13 protein-coding genes are annotated in these 13,757 nt (G+C 64.4%); 2 read left to right on the top strand and 11 right to left on the bottom strand.

Going from position 1 to position 13,757, the window contains the following annotated elements:
• Position 1 precedes the first annotated feature (1 nt).
• Positions 2-2,221, top strand: coding sequence for a hypothetical protein (locus JOE31_RS06535; RefSeq protein WP_209742718.1), 2,220 nt, complete (start codon positions 2-4; stop codon positions 2,219-2,221).
• A 25-nt stretch (positions 2,222-2,246) separates the two neighbouring features.
• Here JOE31_RS06535 and JOE31_RS06530 read toward each other — a convergent pair whose 3' ends face one another.
• From JOE31_RS06530 to paaA, 6 genes are read right to left on the bottom strand one after another with little or no spacing between them, the layout of a single operon-like run.
• Positions 2,247-3,029, bottom strand: coding sequence for an enoyl-CoA hydratase/isomerase family protein (locus JOE31_RS06530; protein WP_209742717.1), 783 nt, complete (start codon positions 3,027-3,029; stop codon positions 2,247-2,249).
• Between the two features lie 40 nt (positions 3,030-3,069).
• Entirely contained in the window at positions 3,070-4,296 is a 1,227-nt protein-coding gene (gene paaE, locus JOE31_RS06525) for a 1,2-phenylacetyl-CoA epoxidase subunit PaaE (RefSeq protein WP_209742716.1), read from the bottom strand.
• Positions 4,297-4,311: 15 nt separating this feature from the next.
• On the bottom strand, positions 4,312-4,875 hold the full coding sequence (gene paaD, locus JOE31_RS06520; RefSeq protein ID WP_209742714.1) for a 1,2-phenylacetyl-CoA epoxidase subunit PaaD: 564 nt from the start codon (positions 4,873-4,875) through the stop codon (positions 4,312-4,314).
• Positions 4,876-4,877: 2 nt separating this feature from the next.
• Complete coding sequence (gene paaC / locus JOE31_RS06515) at positions 4,878-5,810, bottom strand: 1,2-phenylacetyl-CoA epoxidase subunit PaaC (protein ID WP_209742713.1); 933 nt, start codon at positions 5,808-5,810, stop codon at positions 4,878-4,880.
• Positions 5,807-6,109 carry a 1,2-phenylacetyl-CoA epoxidase subunit PaaB gene (gene paaB / locus JOE31_RS06510; RefSeq protein ID WP_011693044.1) on the bottom strand — a complete coding sequence of 101 codons (303 nt, stop codon included), beginning with the start codon at positions 6,107-6,109 and terminating at the stop codon, positions 5,807-5,809. The genes paaC and paaB overlap by 4 nt, the downstream gene beginning before the upstream one ends.
• Complete coding sequence (gene paaA / locus JOE31_RS06505) at positions 6,106-7,113, bottom strand: 1,2-phenylacetyl-CoA epoxidase subunit PaaA (RefSeq protein ID WP_209742712.1); 1,008 nt, start codon at positions 7,111-7,113, stop codon at positions 6,106-6,108. The genes paaB and paaA overlap by 4 nt, the downstream gene beginning before the upstream one ends.
• Positions 7,114-7,225: 112 nt before the next feature.
• Here paaA and JOE31_RS06500 point away from each other — a divergent pair, with 112 nt between their 5' ends.
• Entirely contained in the window at positions 7,226-7,627 is a 402-nt protein-coding gene (locus JOE31_RS06500; RefSeq protein WP_209742711.1) for a VOC family protein, read from the top strand.
• Between the two features lie 169 nt (positions 7,628-7,796).
• Here the strand turns inward: JOE31_RS06500 and JOE31_RS06495 are convergent, their stop codons facing one another.
• From JOE31_RS06495 to JOE31_RS06475, 5 genes are all read right to left on the bottom strand, one after another.
• Complete coding sequence (locus JOE31_RS06495) at positions 7,797-8,708, bottom strand: nucleotidyltransferase family protein (RefSeq protein ID WP_209742709.1); 912 nt, start codon at positions 8,706-8,708, stop codon at positions 7,797-7,799.
• Positions 8,709-8,715: 7 nt separating this feature from the next.
• The gene (locus JOE31_RS06490; protein ID WP_209742707.1) at positions 8,716-10,317 is read right to left on the bottom strand and encodes a polysaccharide biosynthesis tyrosine autokinase; all 1,602 of its coding nucleotides are present in this window, start codon (positions 10,315-10,317) and stop codon (positions 8,716-8,718) included.
• Positions 10,318-10,345: 28 nt separating this feature from the next.
• The gene (locus JOE31_RS06485; RefSeq protein WP_209748702.1) at positions 10,346-11,605 is read right to left on the bottom strand and encodes a hypothetical protein; all 1,260 of its coding nucleotides are present in this window, start codon (positions 11,603-11,605) and stop codon (positions 10,346-10,348) included.
• Entirely contained in the window at positions 11,580-11,810 is a 231-nt protein-coding gene (locus tag JOE31_RS21810; RefSeq protein WP_307864464.1) for a PqqD family protein, read from the bottom strand. Before JOE31_RS21810 ends, JOE31_RS06485 begins: the two co-directional genes overlap by 26 nt.
• 259 nt (positions 11,811-12,069) lie before the next feature.
• Positions 12,070-13,692 carry a polysaccharide biosynthesis tyrosine autokinase gene (locus JOE31_RS06475; protein WP_209742705.1) on the bottom strand — a complete coding sequence of 541 codons (1,623 nt, stop codon included), beginning with the start codon at positions 13,690-13,692 and terminating at the stop codon, positions 12,070-12,072.
• Positions 13,693-13,757: the final 65 nt, after the last annotated feature.

The following is a 13,757-nucleotide window of genomic DNA, read 5'->3' as shown; positions in this document are numbered from 1 at the left end:
CTTGAATACTGCAGCCTCGGCTGCACCAACGCCAGTTATCGATCCGGGTGCCTGTCAACAAGAATTAGTGGATGCGCTACGCGCGTCCGGAATTGCCCAAAAACCCGTCCAGACCCGCGTTGACAAACTACAGAGTCCACCCGGCGCCTGGCTGCCAAACTGGACGGCACCATTTACAAGTGCAGCCCCGGTATTCGCCGGAATGCTATTGGCTACTATGCTTTTGGCCCGGTTTTTGGCATCCACCGCCCTATTTTCCAGAACTCCGCTCGGCCTTGTTCCCGGCGTTGCCCGATTCGCCGTGTGCCTTGCTGGAATCGTACTAGCCGTATCCGGCTGCTACGTTTTCGTGGCCAAATCGGCCGAAGCACTGGACCCGTTCAGCGCGCCCCCGGACGGCTCGAATGATTTGCAGCCAACAGTCGGAGATGTGGCGGGATGGCTCCTCTTCTGGCTGTTTATCGCCGTCGTCGGTGCGGGTCTATTCGCGCAGTTTCTGACAAGCCGGTTGCGCGTATCCGTAACCATTCGGGACAAGACAGGCAAGACCGACGACGCAGCGATCGACAAGGCCGTTGCCTACATGACAGAGCTGGGCGCCCTGCCTCCACGCGGACTCCAAGTCCCCCGGGCGACCGACGTAACAGCCCTGTCCGGCGATGTCCTTGTCGATACACCGACGAACAAGATCCTCGCGGCCCTCAAGAAGATCGTTCAATCAGCCCTGCTTTTTGTCCCCTGGAACGTCTGCATCGACGAAACCGGCGATGACCAAACCACAGTGGTTGTGGCCAGGAACGGCTGGGTCAACAGGGCTGCCACTTTCACTACCAAAAGCCTGGGCCTTCCTGACCCCGATACTGACCCCCGAAAAGGGGACCCTTCAAGCCCGGCTGTGTCACCCCCTGGCGATCGCCGGCAGAAGGTGGCGGCAGCTGTTGTCATCTCAACCCTCGCAACCAAGCACCGGGGCTTTGAAGGCCTGTGCGGAGCAACGCACTGGCGAAGCATAGGGCTTCACTACATCGCCACCACGGAACTGGACCGGCATCCTACGCAAGCCGTCACGCTCCTGGCCCAGGCCCTAAACGACGATCCGCTCAATCTTCCAGCGCAACTGGCCAGCCAGTACTACCGGTACAAGAAATCGCGCACGGAACCCGACTTGCTCGCCTTCACCAATTGGCTCAACGCCCGAATAAAGGACCTACCGGACAAGAACGGCCGTCTTCTTAAAGGATACGAAGGGATTTACAGACGCCTGCTCCTGAACTACGTCTTGGCAATGCTCAACTTGCACAGCGTTCGAAAATCGGTCCACAACGAGCTCACGGAAGCCGAGAAGAATGAGACCCTCCGTATTGCCCAACTGTTGACAGAAAGACTGACCAAGCGAGTTCCGCCTGCGGACGTGATGGGACAAGCCATGCGAGATGTGGCCAACATAGCGGAACGGGCCATAAAGGACATCAAGTGGCCGCCCACTGCCGCTATCAACCAAAAGGAACAGGCGCCGGCCGCCACAGCAACCAAACTAGGCGACGCCCCAAGAACTCAGGATAAGAAAACAGCGGACTACGGCCGGAAACCGGAAAAGGACTGGACGAAAGCTGAAAACATTCCCTTGGCGCCCAGCGTCGCGTACAACCTTGCATGCTATCTCGCCTCGCGCACTTCGCCAGCCGTCAAACCCAGCCCGGCGGAACAACCACTAAAGGTCGCTTGCGAGGATGATCGTCTCCGTTCGTGGGCGAAGGAAGACCCAGTCCTCGCGGAATTCCACGGCGAAAAGTGGTTCCAGAAGCTGGTAGGCGCCAGCCCGCGACAAGCCTTCTTAGAAATAGCGCCGTTCAATGATTTCAAGGCCAAACTTGAAGCCATCGGCGCAACCACTCCAACGCGGCTACTGGCCGTTGCCCCATGGCGGCTGAGAGAGTATCTGGACATTCCCTCACCGCGAGCTGACCGAATCCGTCGCCTGGCCACGTTGGCTCAGAAGGTGGACTCACTCACCAAGGGCCCCGACTTCAAGTACGCCAAGGTCAAGGGCTATGAAATGGAGCTCCTCGAGTTGCTCATTAGCGCAGGTACCGAAGATGCGGCGGACATCCAAAACGACGCGGAACACAGGAGAGTGCTGACGACAAACCTCAAGAATCGGTGCCTTATCGAGATCCGCGACCGCGAACTCAGCGTGTGGCTTACGGCCCTGAAGCAGTAGGACGGCATAATTTCAACGGGCTCGATCAGCGGCCCTTGAACTCCGGGGTCCGCTTCTCCTGGAACGCCTTGAAGCCCTCCGAATAGTCCTCGGACTTGCACAGCCGGGCCTGCTCCGCGTTTTCCTCCTCCATGGCCTCCCAGAGGCCAAGGCGCTGGTCGCGGATGTGGGCCACCAGGTCCTTGCTGGCGGTGAAAGCACCCGTGGCACCCGTGGCAACCTTCGCCACGATTCCGCGGGTGTTTTCCAGCAGCTCGCCCTTGGGCATGGCGCGGCTGAACATCCCCTGCGCCACGGCCTCGGCCCCGGACATCAACTCGGCCGTGTAGATCAGGTCCAGCGTCCGGTGCATGCCCAGCCGCTCCGTGAAGTACCAGTGGCCCCCGGAATCCAGCGTGGCGCCCAGCTTGGCGAACGGCGAGCCGAACTTGGCGTCTTCCGCCACGTACACTACGTCCGTGGCCAGCAGCAGGCCCAGCCCCACGCCCAGGCATGCGCCCTGCGCCGCCGCGAAGGTGGGCGCCGGGAAAGCTGTCATCTTCTTCAGCAGCGGCTGCAGCAGGCCGCCCAGGTAGCCCTGCACGTCGTCGGTTTCCGGTGTCACGCCGGCAATGTCCCGGCCCGCGCAGAAGGCGCGTCCCTCTCCCCTGAGAAGCAGCGCCCGCACCTCACCGCGCGAGGCGGCGTCAGCGGCGTCGTCGTACGCCTGTGTTAAATCCTTCAGCGCCTGCTCGTCCAGTGAGTTCAGCTTATGCGGTGCGTTCAGCACAACCTCGGCGACGCCGTCGGCGATGGAGAGGGAGATCATGGGGCTCCTGTTCGTGGCCGTGACAGCCGGGTTGAAAGGCTTAGACGTCGAAGTCGACGCTGACTTCCGGGGTGGTGGGGTGCGACTGGCAGGTGAGCACGTAGCCCTTGTCCAGTTCATCCTGCTCCAGGGCGTAGTTCTCGTCCATGGTGACGGCACCCGTAACCACCTTGGCGCGGCAGGTGCCGCACACTCCCCCGGCACAGGCGAACGGCACGTCCGGGCGCACGCGCAGGGCGGCGTTGAGGAGGGATTCGCGGGCATGGGTGGGGCTCTCCACCTTGCCCTCGAGACCGTCCAGCTTGAACGTGATCTTGTAGGTGTCCTTGGACTCGTCCGCGATCACCGGCCGGCCGATGTTGCCTTCCGGGCGGTCCGGCTTGCCGGAGGTGAACAGCTCAAAGCGCACATGCTCGGGCTGCACGCCGCGGGCTGCCAGGGTGTCCCGGCACAGCTGCACCAGTTCGAACGGCCCGCACAGGAACCACTCGTCCACGTCGTCCGCGTGGATGGCGGTGCCCAGCAGCGCCTGGAGCTTCTCGGCGTCGATCCTTCCGCTCAGCAGCGGCGCGATGCGCTGCTCGCGGGACAGCACGTGGTGCAGGGCCAGGCGGGACGGGTACTTGTCCTTCAGGTCCGCCAGCTCCTCCAGGAACATCACGTCCATGGCGGCCTTGTTGGCGTAGATCAGGTCGAAGCGGGTCTCCGGGTTGGCCGCCAGCAGCGTGCGGGCAATCGCGATCACCGGGGTGATGCCCGAACCGGCGGCGATGGCCACGAAGCTGCCGGGCTCCCCCACCAAATCCTCCGGATGGTTCATGGAGTTCATGACGTTCTGCTCCACGGCCTTGCCGTCGCGGCCGTGCTTGGAGACGAACGCGCCCATGGGACTCATCACGTCCAGCTGGTCGCCGGGCTTCAGCTCGGCATTGGCCCACGTGGAGAACAGCCCGCCCAGGTCCTTCTTGATGGCCACGCGGATCTCGCTGCTGCCGTCCGCGAAGCTGCGCGGCTCGGCGCAGATGGAGTAGCTGCGGCGCACCTCGTGCGGCTGGCCGTTCTCATCCGGCATGGTGGTGCGCAGGGCCACATACTGCCCGGGCAGGTAGTCGTACTGGCCGGCAAGCTCCGCCGGGACCCCGAACGTCACCTCGATGGCATCGTCCGTGAGCCGGCGGACTTCCGCCACCGTCAGCGTGTGGAAGGACGCACGACGGCGGCCGGTGGCCGTTGCCTGTTCGGCGGCAGTCTGGCGGACAACAGTCATGGGAGCACCTGTTCCTTACAAAACTTTGAAGTAGTCGAACGGTTCCTTGCAGTCCTGGCAGACGTACAGCGCCTTGCAGGAGGTGGAACCGAAGCGGGTGAGTTCCTTGGTGTTCAGGCTGGAGCATTGGGGACACTTCACAGCCATTTGCAGGCGGATCGGGCCTGCATGGCGGGCCGCATCAGAGCGGCCGGTGGGCGGCGCGATGCCGTATTCCTTGAGCTTGGCCTTGCCGGACTCGGTCATCCAGTCCGTGGTCCACGCGGGGCTGAGCACCAGCTCCACGTGCACGTTGGGGTAGCCCGCCTTGGCGAACGCCGCGCTGAGGTCATCGCGGATGGCGTCCATGGCCGGGCAGCCCGAGTACGTGGGCGTGATGGTGACCTGCACGGCCGGAACCATGCCGCCGTCGTCGAACAGCTTCACATCCCGCAGGATGCCCAGATCCGCGATGGTGAGCACCGGGATCTCGGGGTCGCACACCGTGGCGGCGAGGTCCCAGGCCTTCTGCTCCGGAGTTTTCACGGTGCGCGCGGTGTCTGCGTCCGCGGTGGGGTGGCTGACGTACATGTCCGGCATGGCTACCAGCTCGCTCCGGGGTGCTGGCGGGCCAGCACCTGCATCTCGGCCAGCATGTAGCCCAGGTGCTCGGAATGCTTCCCCTGGCGTCCGCCGCCGAGGGCGGCCGGAACCTGCGGAAACTCGAGTTCCGCCTCGGCCAGGACCTCGCCGGTGAGCCTGTCAAAGTCCGCACGCAGGCTGGAAGGTTCGACGGCGGCACCCGCCGCCGTGAGGCGGGCGGTGAGGTCGTCGTCGCGGAACAGTTCGTCCACGTAGGGCCAGATGACCTTGAAGCCGTGGATCATCCTGCGGCGCGATTCGTCCGTGCCGAGGGCCAGGCGCAGCACCCACTGGGCGCTGTGGTCCCGGTGGTAGTCCACTTCCTTGACCGCCTTGGCGGCGATGCCGGCCAGGGTGGCGTCCGTGGACTTGGTCAGCCGGCTGTAGAGCTCGAACTGGTAGTAGCTCACCACGAACTGCCGGGCGATGGTGACGGCGAAGTCCCCGTTGGGCTGCTCGAAGAGCTCGATGGACCGGAATTCGTCCTCGGAGCGGAAGTAGGCAAGATCGTCCTCGCTCTTGCCGTTGAGGCCGCCGGCGTAGCTGAGGAAGGAGCGGGCATGGCCCAGCTGGTCCAGGGCGATGTTGCCCAGAGCGATGTCCTCCTCCAGCTCCGGTGCCCGGGAGATCCAGTGGCCCAGGCGCTGGGCCAGGATCAGGGCGTCGTCGCCCAGGCGCAGTGCGAACTCGGCCACGTCCTCGGAGGGCTTGGCGGTGCCGCGGCTGACGGCGAGCGCGATATCCTCCGGGCGGAGGGCGTTGCCCGGCGTGATGCGGGTGGCGCTGGCGGTGGCGTCACCGCTGGTGCCGGCAGTGGCGACGCCCACGGAGATGTCGCCGTGGCCGCCGTCGTGCGTTGTTTCTTCGGTGGTGGTTTCGGGTAAGGTGCTCACAGGTGCTTCACGCCCTCGCTCTTGGTGTAGTACGTCGCGTGCCGGTAGTCCTTGCCCTGGGGCGATTCGAAGAAGGCGCCCTTGGCGTCCGGATCGCTGGAGGCGATGGCCTCCGCGGGGACAACCCAGATGGACACGCCCTCGTTGCGGCGGGTGTACAGGTCGCGGGCGTTGCGCAGCGCCATCGCTGCGTCCGGCGCGTGCAGGGATCCGGCGTGCACGTGGGACAGGCCGCGGCTGGAGCGGACAAAGACTTCCCAGATAGGCCAGACGTTGCCGGCGGGGGTTTCGGGGCTCATGCTGCGGATTCCTTCTCTGCTTGCTTGCGGGCGTACGCTGCGGCCGCTTCGCGCACCCAGGTACCGTTCTCGTGTGCTTCGCGGCGCCGTTCCAGGCGCTGGGCGTTGCAGGGGCCGCGGCCCTTCAGGACTTCGTGGAACTCGTCCCAGTCCAGCGGGCCGTGTTCCCATTTCTTGGTTTCTTCGTTGAAACGGATGTCCTTGTCCGGGAGGCTGAGGTCCAGGACCTTGACCTGCTCCATCATCATGCCGACGAAGCGGTTGCGGAGCTCGTCGTTGCTGAAGCGCTTGATGTTCCAGGCCATGGACTGCTTGGAGTTGGGTGAATCGTCATCCGGCGGGCCGAACATCATCAGGGCCGGGGCGTACCAGCGGTTCACGGCGTCCTGTGCCATCTGCTTCTGCTCCGGGGTGCCGTGGGAGAGTTCCAGCAGGATCTCGAAGCCCTGGCGCTGGTGGAAGGACTCTTCCTTGCAGACGCGGACCATGGCCCGGCCGTAGGGGCCGAAGGACGCGCGGCACAGCGGGACCTGGTTGGCGATGGCGGCACCGTCCACCATCCAGCCGATGGCGCCCATGTCCGCCCAGGTGCGTGCCGGGTAGTTGAAGATGGAGGAGTACTTGGCCTTGCCGTCCATCAGGTCCTGCATCATCTGGTCGCGCGGCTGGCCCAGGGTCTCGGCGGCCGAGTACAGATAGAGGCCGTGGCCTGCCTCGTCCTGCACCTTGGCCATCAGGATGGCCTTGCGCTTGAGGCTGGGGGCGCGGGAAATCCAGTTGGCTTCCGGCTGCATGCCGATGATCTCCGAGTGCGCGTGCTGCGAGATCTGCCGGATGAGGGTCTTGCGGTAGGCAGCCGGCATCCAGTCGCGGGGCTCAATGCGCGAGTCCTCCGCCATGACGCGGTCAAAGTACGCCTGACCTTCTGCCTCGTGCCGGGCTGCTTCTTCCAGCTGTTCAGGTGTCAGATCAGCGGGCACTGACTGCAGGGTCTGCGATGCCATGGTTGCTCCTATGCATATCCGATAAATAATTACCGACCGTTCGTTCAGGATATGCGGAAGCCGGGAGATGCGTCAAGCACCGGGCGCGCTTTCGCGTGTGTAGGCTGTGGGCATGACGGCACCGCAGATCTATGTCAGTTTCCCCGGCACGGCGCGCGAAGCACTCACCTTTTACCAAGACGTCTTCGGTGGAGAGCTATCCCTCTACACCAAAGCGGACTTCGGCAGCAGCGACGGCCCGCCGGATCACATCGCCCACGGAGTCCTCAGCGGCAGCGTGGCCCTGGCCGGATCGGATGCGCCAGCCGACGGGAAGACGGTCCGGTTCAAAGGCCTCATGCTCTCGTTGCTGGGGACCGCCGAACCCGAGACCCTCCACGAGTGGTTCGACAAGCTCGCCGTTGGCGGCCACGTGGTGGATCCCCTGGCCCCCAAGCCTTGGGGTGCATCCGATGGCCAAGTGATCGACCGGCACGGACTCCACTGGCTCATCGGCTACGAACCCTCCCCCTGAGCAGTGCAGCTGCTCAAGCGCGGAGCCGAAGCGTTCCGTGGTGGGCGGCCGGAAGCAGGCCGGGAACACGCCGTCGGGCAGTGCCTTATATAGTGGCGCTTTGCGGCCGTGGCCAGGACGGTGGGCACCGCCGACGTTATCGGTGAAGCTGCCCTGCGGATTTGGCCGCCTAATCGCGCCGGCGGAGTGGACTGAGGTCACGCACAATCTCCGGGAGCGCACGCAGGAACCGGGCCCACCTGGCCTGGTGCTGGCGCAGCCGGCCACGTAGGGACATGTCGGCATAGATGTTCCGGGACAAGTGCACCTCGGGCGCCGGGAAGACTGCCCGGAACAGCATCCTGGGCTTCTCCCGCACCGGTGCCTGGGCAATCGCGATGATCCGCGCACTCCCCGGCTCTTTGGCCACAACGCGGTTACGCCATTCCGTGGAGGCCTCGGGCCACTCGACCGACACCGTCTGCGGCAGGAGGTCCTCGAGGAACGGGCGCATGGCTGCCAGGGAGCCGGTTACAGCAGAGATGTCCAGGATCGCCGCGGCGTGCGTCTCCCGCTCCGTGAGGTCCGCCAGGAACTCAAGTTCCTGCCGGCACGCCGGCAGGTGGGCCGAGCGAAGGGCATGCAGGGCAAGAATGAGGATTCCCAGGGCCTTCGACGGGACCCGCACGTCCTGCCCGGCAAGTTCAAGAACCTGGGTGTGGGGCCACATCATCTCGAAGCAATCTACGGGCTCACCTTCCATCCCCGGGAACCGGAAGTGGACGTCGATGCAGCAGGGCCATTCTGGGTGATCAACGGTTACGGAATGCCTCGGAAACGTCCTGCTGTCCGGATCCACCGGGCGTTCCCGCCAGCCCCGCCCACGCAGGCCCTCGACCATGGAGTCGAGGTCTGCCGGGTGCACAAAGACATCCACGTCCCCCGAGGTCTTGGGCCGACGCAGGCCCTGGACCACGCTGGCCGGCCCCTTGATAAAGAATGCCCGGATGCCCAGGCCGTCCGCCACCCGCTGAACCAGGGCATGGCCCAGAAGCACCCCTTCAGACACGGTCAGTTGCGTTTCGCTGGGACCGCTGGTCATCCGGGGCCTACCCCTTCACTCGGCGCCGGGACGGCAGGCGTTCTGGCGTTCCGTCAGCCCGGAATTCGGAGCCGTCGCCCATGGAAGTGTCCGCGTCCCGAAGCCCCGAGGGCGGAGCTGCGGCTCCCCTGTCCAAGGTGCCCGGGTCCACCGCTGAATGATATGTCCCGTAGTAGGAGTATGCGTCCCGGCCGCTCATCGGCACGTAGTTCAACACGGACCCCAGGATGCGGCCACGGACCCTCTGCAGGTTGCCCAGCGACTTTCCCAGTTGGTCCTGAGTGGTCTTACCGGTTCTGACCACGATTATTGCCCCGTCGGAGACGCGTGACAGCACGGCGGCGTCCGTGACGGGGAGCAGCGGCGGTGCATCGATCAGGACTATTGCGTTCTGGGCAAGGGTTTGGAGCATACTCTCCATGGCCTTGGAACCAAGCAGTTCGCTGGGATTAGGCGGTACACGCCCGGAACCCAGTACCGCGAGATTCGGCAGGGCCCCCCAGCGCTGGAGCACATCATCCAAGCGGGCGGCACCGCTCAGGACGTCCGTCACACCCACTCCGGGGACGAGGTCGAAGACGTCCACCAACGTGGGTCGCCTCAGATCGCCGTCCACCACCACCACGTTCTCTCCGGCTGCAGCCATGGTGACGGCCAAATTGGCAGTGACCGTCGACTTCCCCTCGGACGGCATCGAACTTGTCACCACAATGACACGTGGTGGACTATCCACGTCCACGAAACCAAGGTTGGTACGCAGTTCCCGAAGTGCTTCCGCCATTGCACCTCCGGCCGAGGCGCCATGGAGCAACGCAGAGTAGCCACCTTCCAGGATGCTGCTCTTGCCGTCCAGCCTGCGGTCCACGGGCAGTGTCCCAATCACCGGCATTTCGAACAGCCGTTCAATCTCCGCGGCATTGCGGATTCTCCGGTCCAAATGCCTGCGTATCAGCGCATAGGCCAACCCGATGGCCAGGCCAACAAGGGCGCCAAGGCCCAAGGCCAGTTTGACGTTTGGCGAAACGGGACTAGTGGGAAGGAGAGCCTTGCCCAAGGGGAGAACCCTCACGGCGGAAGCGGGCGCGGTGCCGGGATTCTTGGAGACTGCAGTCCCGCCGTCGGGCGTTGCCGTTTCGATCGCTTTCACTTGGGCCGCAAGGCCGTTGACCCAAGCATCTGCCACCCGCTGGGCCTCGGCCGGATCAGCCGACTGTGCTGTAACACGGATCTCAGTGGTATCGAGCGGAACTTTCACGCTGACGGTTGCCAGCAGGGAATCCGCGGTGGTTTTCAAGTTCAGGTCAGCTATGACCCGATCCGCCACAAGCCGGGACTTCGCCACCGATTCGTAGTTCTTCACCTTGGCCTTTGCCAGGCTTTCACCCGCCAAGGAAAGGCTCACGTTTTCCGATCCTGGGGTCACCACAATTCCGCTGGAGTCCGACGCGTAGATCTTGGGCTGCGCAACGGTCCAAGCGTAGGCAGCCAAGGTGCAGAGCAAAGCAATGCCGACGATAGCCTTCCAATACACGGTGACCACCCGCAGGTAATCGGCCAGGTCCGCACCGGCAGGTGATTCCCCTCTTTCTGCGATGTTGACGCTGGTCATTCTGTTTCCTTCCCCCGTTTTACTTTGGTCATACATGGCGAGTGCCCCGTCCTGCCGCATGCCCCAAGGGGCCGCCACGAAGTACCGGAACCGGCTGCGGTCCGCACTCCAGAATGGATCTGAAGATCAGCTGATCCACAGCTTCTTCGACTAGCGCCCTATAGCCCTTTGGACGTCCGTGACGGTCGCCAGTACGTTCTGATAGTTCGTCCATGGAACAGGATCGGGCCGCAGCACTCCAGATTGTCGGTGCGATGCCGCTTAGCCTGACAATGCCGGACTCCAGCAGCACCAACAGATCCCCGTCAATAGCCACGGCATCAAGCGCCGCAGCCCGCCGGATTCGTCCATCCGGAAGGGCGCATTCTTCTCCGGCGAGCGTTGGCGCAGTCCACTTGGCCGGCCCGTTTCCGTCCGCATCCGAGAATCCACCCGGTGATGAGGCAGGTTCAAAGAGCGGAGCCAAGGACTTGGCCAGGTCCTCTGCCTCCGAGTAGCTGACCTTCCAGACTCCGCCAACCCTGTCAATCAGCCGGCACAAGGCCTGCAACGGCTGCTCGATCTTGCCCTGTGAGGAGGACTCCGGAATCAGTGCGAGGACTGCGTCCGCCAATGGCACCTGCTGGAGGACTGGACTGACGGGGCCACGCCCAGCCGCGACCCTGTCCAGCAGGACGATGGACTGGATGGAAAGATCCGACGGTGCGGCCAGAAGCCCCAGCTCGTCCGGGCCAACTTGGAGCTTGGGCGCTCCGCGAATTGTCTGCTTCACGGACAGCGGCTTGGGGTAGGCGACTACTGAGCCGTCGGATCGAATGGCGACGGTCTCGTCAGTGACGTAAGCGTATCGGCTGGACAGCGCGGACGCGGCGGTGGTCTTTCCCGTCCCGGACTTGGCCACCAGTGCAACCACTGCGCCCGTCCGGGGATCAGCCAGTCCGCAAGCGTGCAGCATGGTGAACTCACCGGCATGGTCCATGATGGCGAAGAGTGTTAGCTGGGAGGTGAGCTGCTCGGACAACGCCTCAAACGTGTCCGATTGCAGGTGGAATTCAACCGGCTTTCTGTCCTTGGTCCGGTAGGCGACAACGGCTGAAAACGGCAATGTTTCGGTGGGCAGGAGGGGCGGGGCGGCGGGGAGCGTGCCTGGTTGGCCGGCACAACGCTTCCAGGCCGTCCGCATGGCGGTGCGCTGGCGTTCGGACAAAGCTTGGCCCCATCCCACCACGAATTGCGTCCCCAAAACGCCAACCTGGAGCGGCTCATCCTGCATTGGAAGTGCTTCCACGGTGAGCATCGGGTTCGACAAATGCCTGGCCGACCGCTTCTATCAGTTGCTGGGCCGCAAGCTGGGACAAGAAGGTGTCAACATGCGTGGCCATTCGCTCGTCTGCCTCGCCGAACGTGTACACAAGTTCGGCGACCATTTCGGCCTGAGTGCGAACACCGTCGATCAGCAGCCAGACGGCAGCCGCACTACCCTCCAGGACCACTGGCTGGTCAGCGTCCAGCTGGAGCAGGGCTACGCGATTGGCTGATTCGCGCACCTCGGCGACGTGGGCGCCCCTTTGCCAGATCACGGAGACGTGCCGGAGACAACCGCGCTGGCGGCGGAGGAACCGGCTACGGCTAATGTCAGAGTCATAACGCAAGAGTAGTGGTTTCCTGGCCGTCGGTTTGACAGTTTCGTCATGGTAGGCCTGCTGCGAGCGGTGGGGGCGGGTCGCCCACGCCGAAGGGTATATAGCGCACCTAGTTCGTCACGCGGCGGCGGACAGGCCCATGCTCCTCGACGCTGCGGGTGGCCGGCCTGTCCCCGATCAGAAAGCCCAGCTCTTCCGAATCCATGCTGGAAGAGGCCGCGTTTTCCGGGGCCGCAGCTGCCTGGTACGTCCCATGGTAGGTGTAGGCATCGGCGCCGCTGGTAGGCACGTAGTTAAGGACCGCCCCCAGAACCCTGCCCCTGACTTTGTCCATGTTGCCCAGCGACTGCCCCAGTTCCTCCTGGGTGGTCCTGCCGGTCCGGATCACCACAATGGCGCCATCAGCCACGCGGGACAGGACGGCAGCATCCGTGACGGGAAGCAGCGGCGGGGCATCGATCAGGACGATTGCGTTCTCTGCCAGGGCGTTGAGCATGTTCTTCATGGCCCGGGAACCCAGCAGCTCACTGGGGTTCGGCGGTACACGGCCGGAACCCAGGACGGAAAGGTTCGGCATAGCGCCCCAGGGCTGGAGGACATCCTCGAGTTCGGCGGTGCCGGTGAGCACGTCGGTGACCCCGACTCCCGGAACCAGGTTGAAAACGTCCACCAGCGTGGGGCGGCGGAGGTCGCCGTCGACCACCACCACGTTCTCGCCGGCAGCCGCCATGGTGACCGCCAGGTTGGCCGTAACGGTTGACTTGCCTTCGGACTGCATGGAACTGGTGACCACGATGATCCGCGGCGGCTGGTCCACGTCCAGGAAGCTCAGGTTGGTGCGCAGTTCCCGGAGGGCCTCGGCCATAGCGCTGCCTGCCGGGGCACCGTGGAGGTGGGCTGTGTAGCCGCCTTCCAGGATGGTGCTCTTGCCGTCCAGCCGGTGGTCCACGGGGAGGGTGCCGATCACCGGAACGTCGAAGAGGCGCTCAATCTCCGCGGCATTGCGGATGCGCCGGTCCAGGTGACGGCGCACCAGTGCATAGGCCACGCCGAGAGCCAGGCCGATCAGCGCACCGAGGGCCAGCGTCAGCTTGACGTTGGGTGAAACGGGGCTGGTGGGAAGGACTGCCTTGCCCAGCGGGAGCACCCGCACAGCCGAAGCGGACGCGGTGGCTGGCGTTCCGGCGTCGGGCGTTGCTCCGGTGCCGGAAGCTGCATCGGTGCCGGTCGCGGCAAGCGCCTCGGCGGGGGGTGCTGTTTCGATTGCTTCCACCTGAGCGGCGAGACCCTTGACCCACGCATCGGCCACGCGCTGGGCCGTGGCCGGGTCCGGCGACAGTGCCGTCACGCGAATCTCGGCCGTGTCCAGCGGAACCTTCACGCTGACGGTGCCGAGCAGCCCGTCCGCCGTGGTCTTGAGGCCAAGGTCAGCGATCACACGGTCCGCCACGAGCCTGGACTTGGCCACGGATTCGTAGCTTTTGACCTTTGCCTTGGCCAGGCTGTCGCCTGCGAGGGAGAGGCTCACATTGTCCGAGCCCGGCGTCACCACGATGCCGCTGGAATCTGATGAGTAGATCTTCGGCTGGAGGGCCGTCCAGCCGAACGCCGTCAATGTGGCCAGCAGGGTGAAGGCGACGATTGCCTTCCAGTACACCCTGACAACCCGAAGGTAGTCGGCCAGATCCAGGCCGGCGGGTGGTTCCGCGGTGGCAGCTGTGGTGACGCTCATGGTGGTTCCTTCCACGTTTGTATGTTTCTCGTCCCGGTCTTCGTTGCCGGGTTACTGCCTCGGCC

It is taken from the genome of Arthrobacter sp. PvP023 (genome assembly GCF_017832975.1).
GTDB lineage: Bacteria > Actinomycetota > Actinomycetes > Actinomycetales > Micrococcaceae > Arthrobacter.
Note: the sequence above shows the minus strand (reverse complement) of the source record. Positions and strands in the feature narration are given on the sequence as shown.

Excerpts from the sequence above, each read along its gene's own strand:
- paaB (WP_011693044.1), bottom strand. The coding sequence starts at position 6,109 with ATGAGCCCCGAAACCCCCGCCGGCAACGTCTGGCCTATCTGGGAAGTC.
- JOE31_RS06490 (WP_209742707.1), bottom strand. The coding sequence starts at position 10,317 with ATGACCAGCGTCAACATCGCAGAAAGAGGGGAATCACCTGCCGGTGCG.
- JOE31_RS06475 (WP_209742705.1), bottom strand. The coding sequence starts at position 13,692 with ATGAGCGTCACCACAGCTGCCACCGCGGAACCACCCGCCGGCCTGGAT.
- JOE31_RS06500 (WP_209742711.1), top strand. The coding sequence starts at position 7,226 with ATGACGGCACCGCAGATCTATGTCAGTTTCCCCGGCACGGCGCGCGAA.
- paaD (WP_209742714.1), bottom strand. The coding sequence starts at position 4,875 with ATGCCGGACATGTACGTCAGCCACCCCACCGCGGACGCAGACACCGCG.
- JOE31_RS06495 (WP_209742709.1), bottom strand. The coding sequence starts at position 8,708 with ATGACCAGCGGTCCCAGCGAAACGCAACTGACCGTGTCTGAAGGGGTG.
- paaA (WP_209742712.1), bottom strand. The coding sequence starts at position 7,113 with ATGGCATCGCAGACCCTGCAGTCAGTGCCCGCTGATCTGACACCTGAA.
- paaE (WP_209742716.1), bottom strand. The coding sequence starts at position 4,296 with ATGACTGTTGTCCGCCAGACTGCCGCCGAACAGGCAACGGCCACCGGC.
- JOE31_RS06530 (WP_209742717.1), bottom strand. The coding sequence starts at position 3,029 with ATGATCTCCCTCTCCATCGCCGACGGCGTCGCCGAGGTTGTGCTGAAC.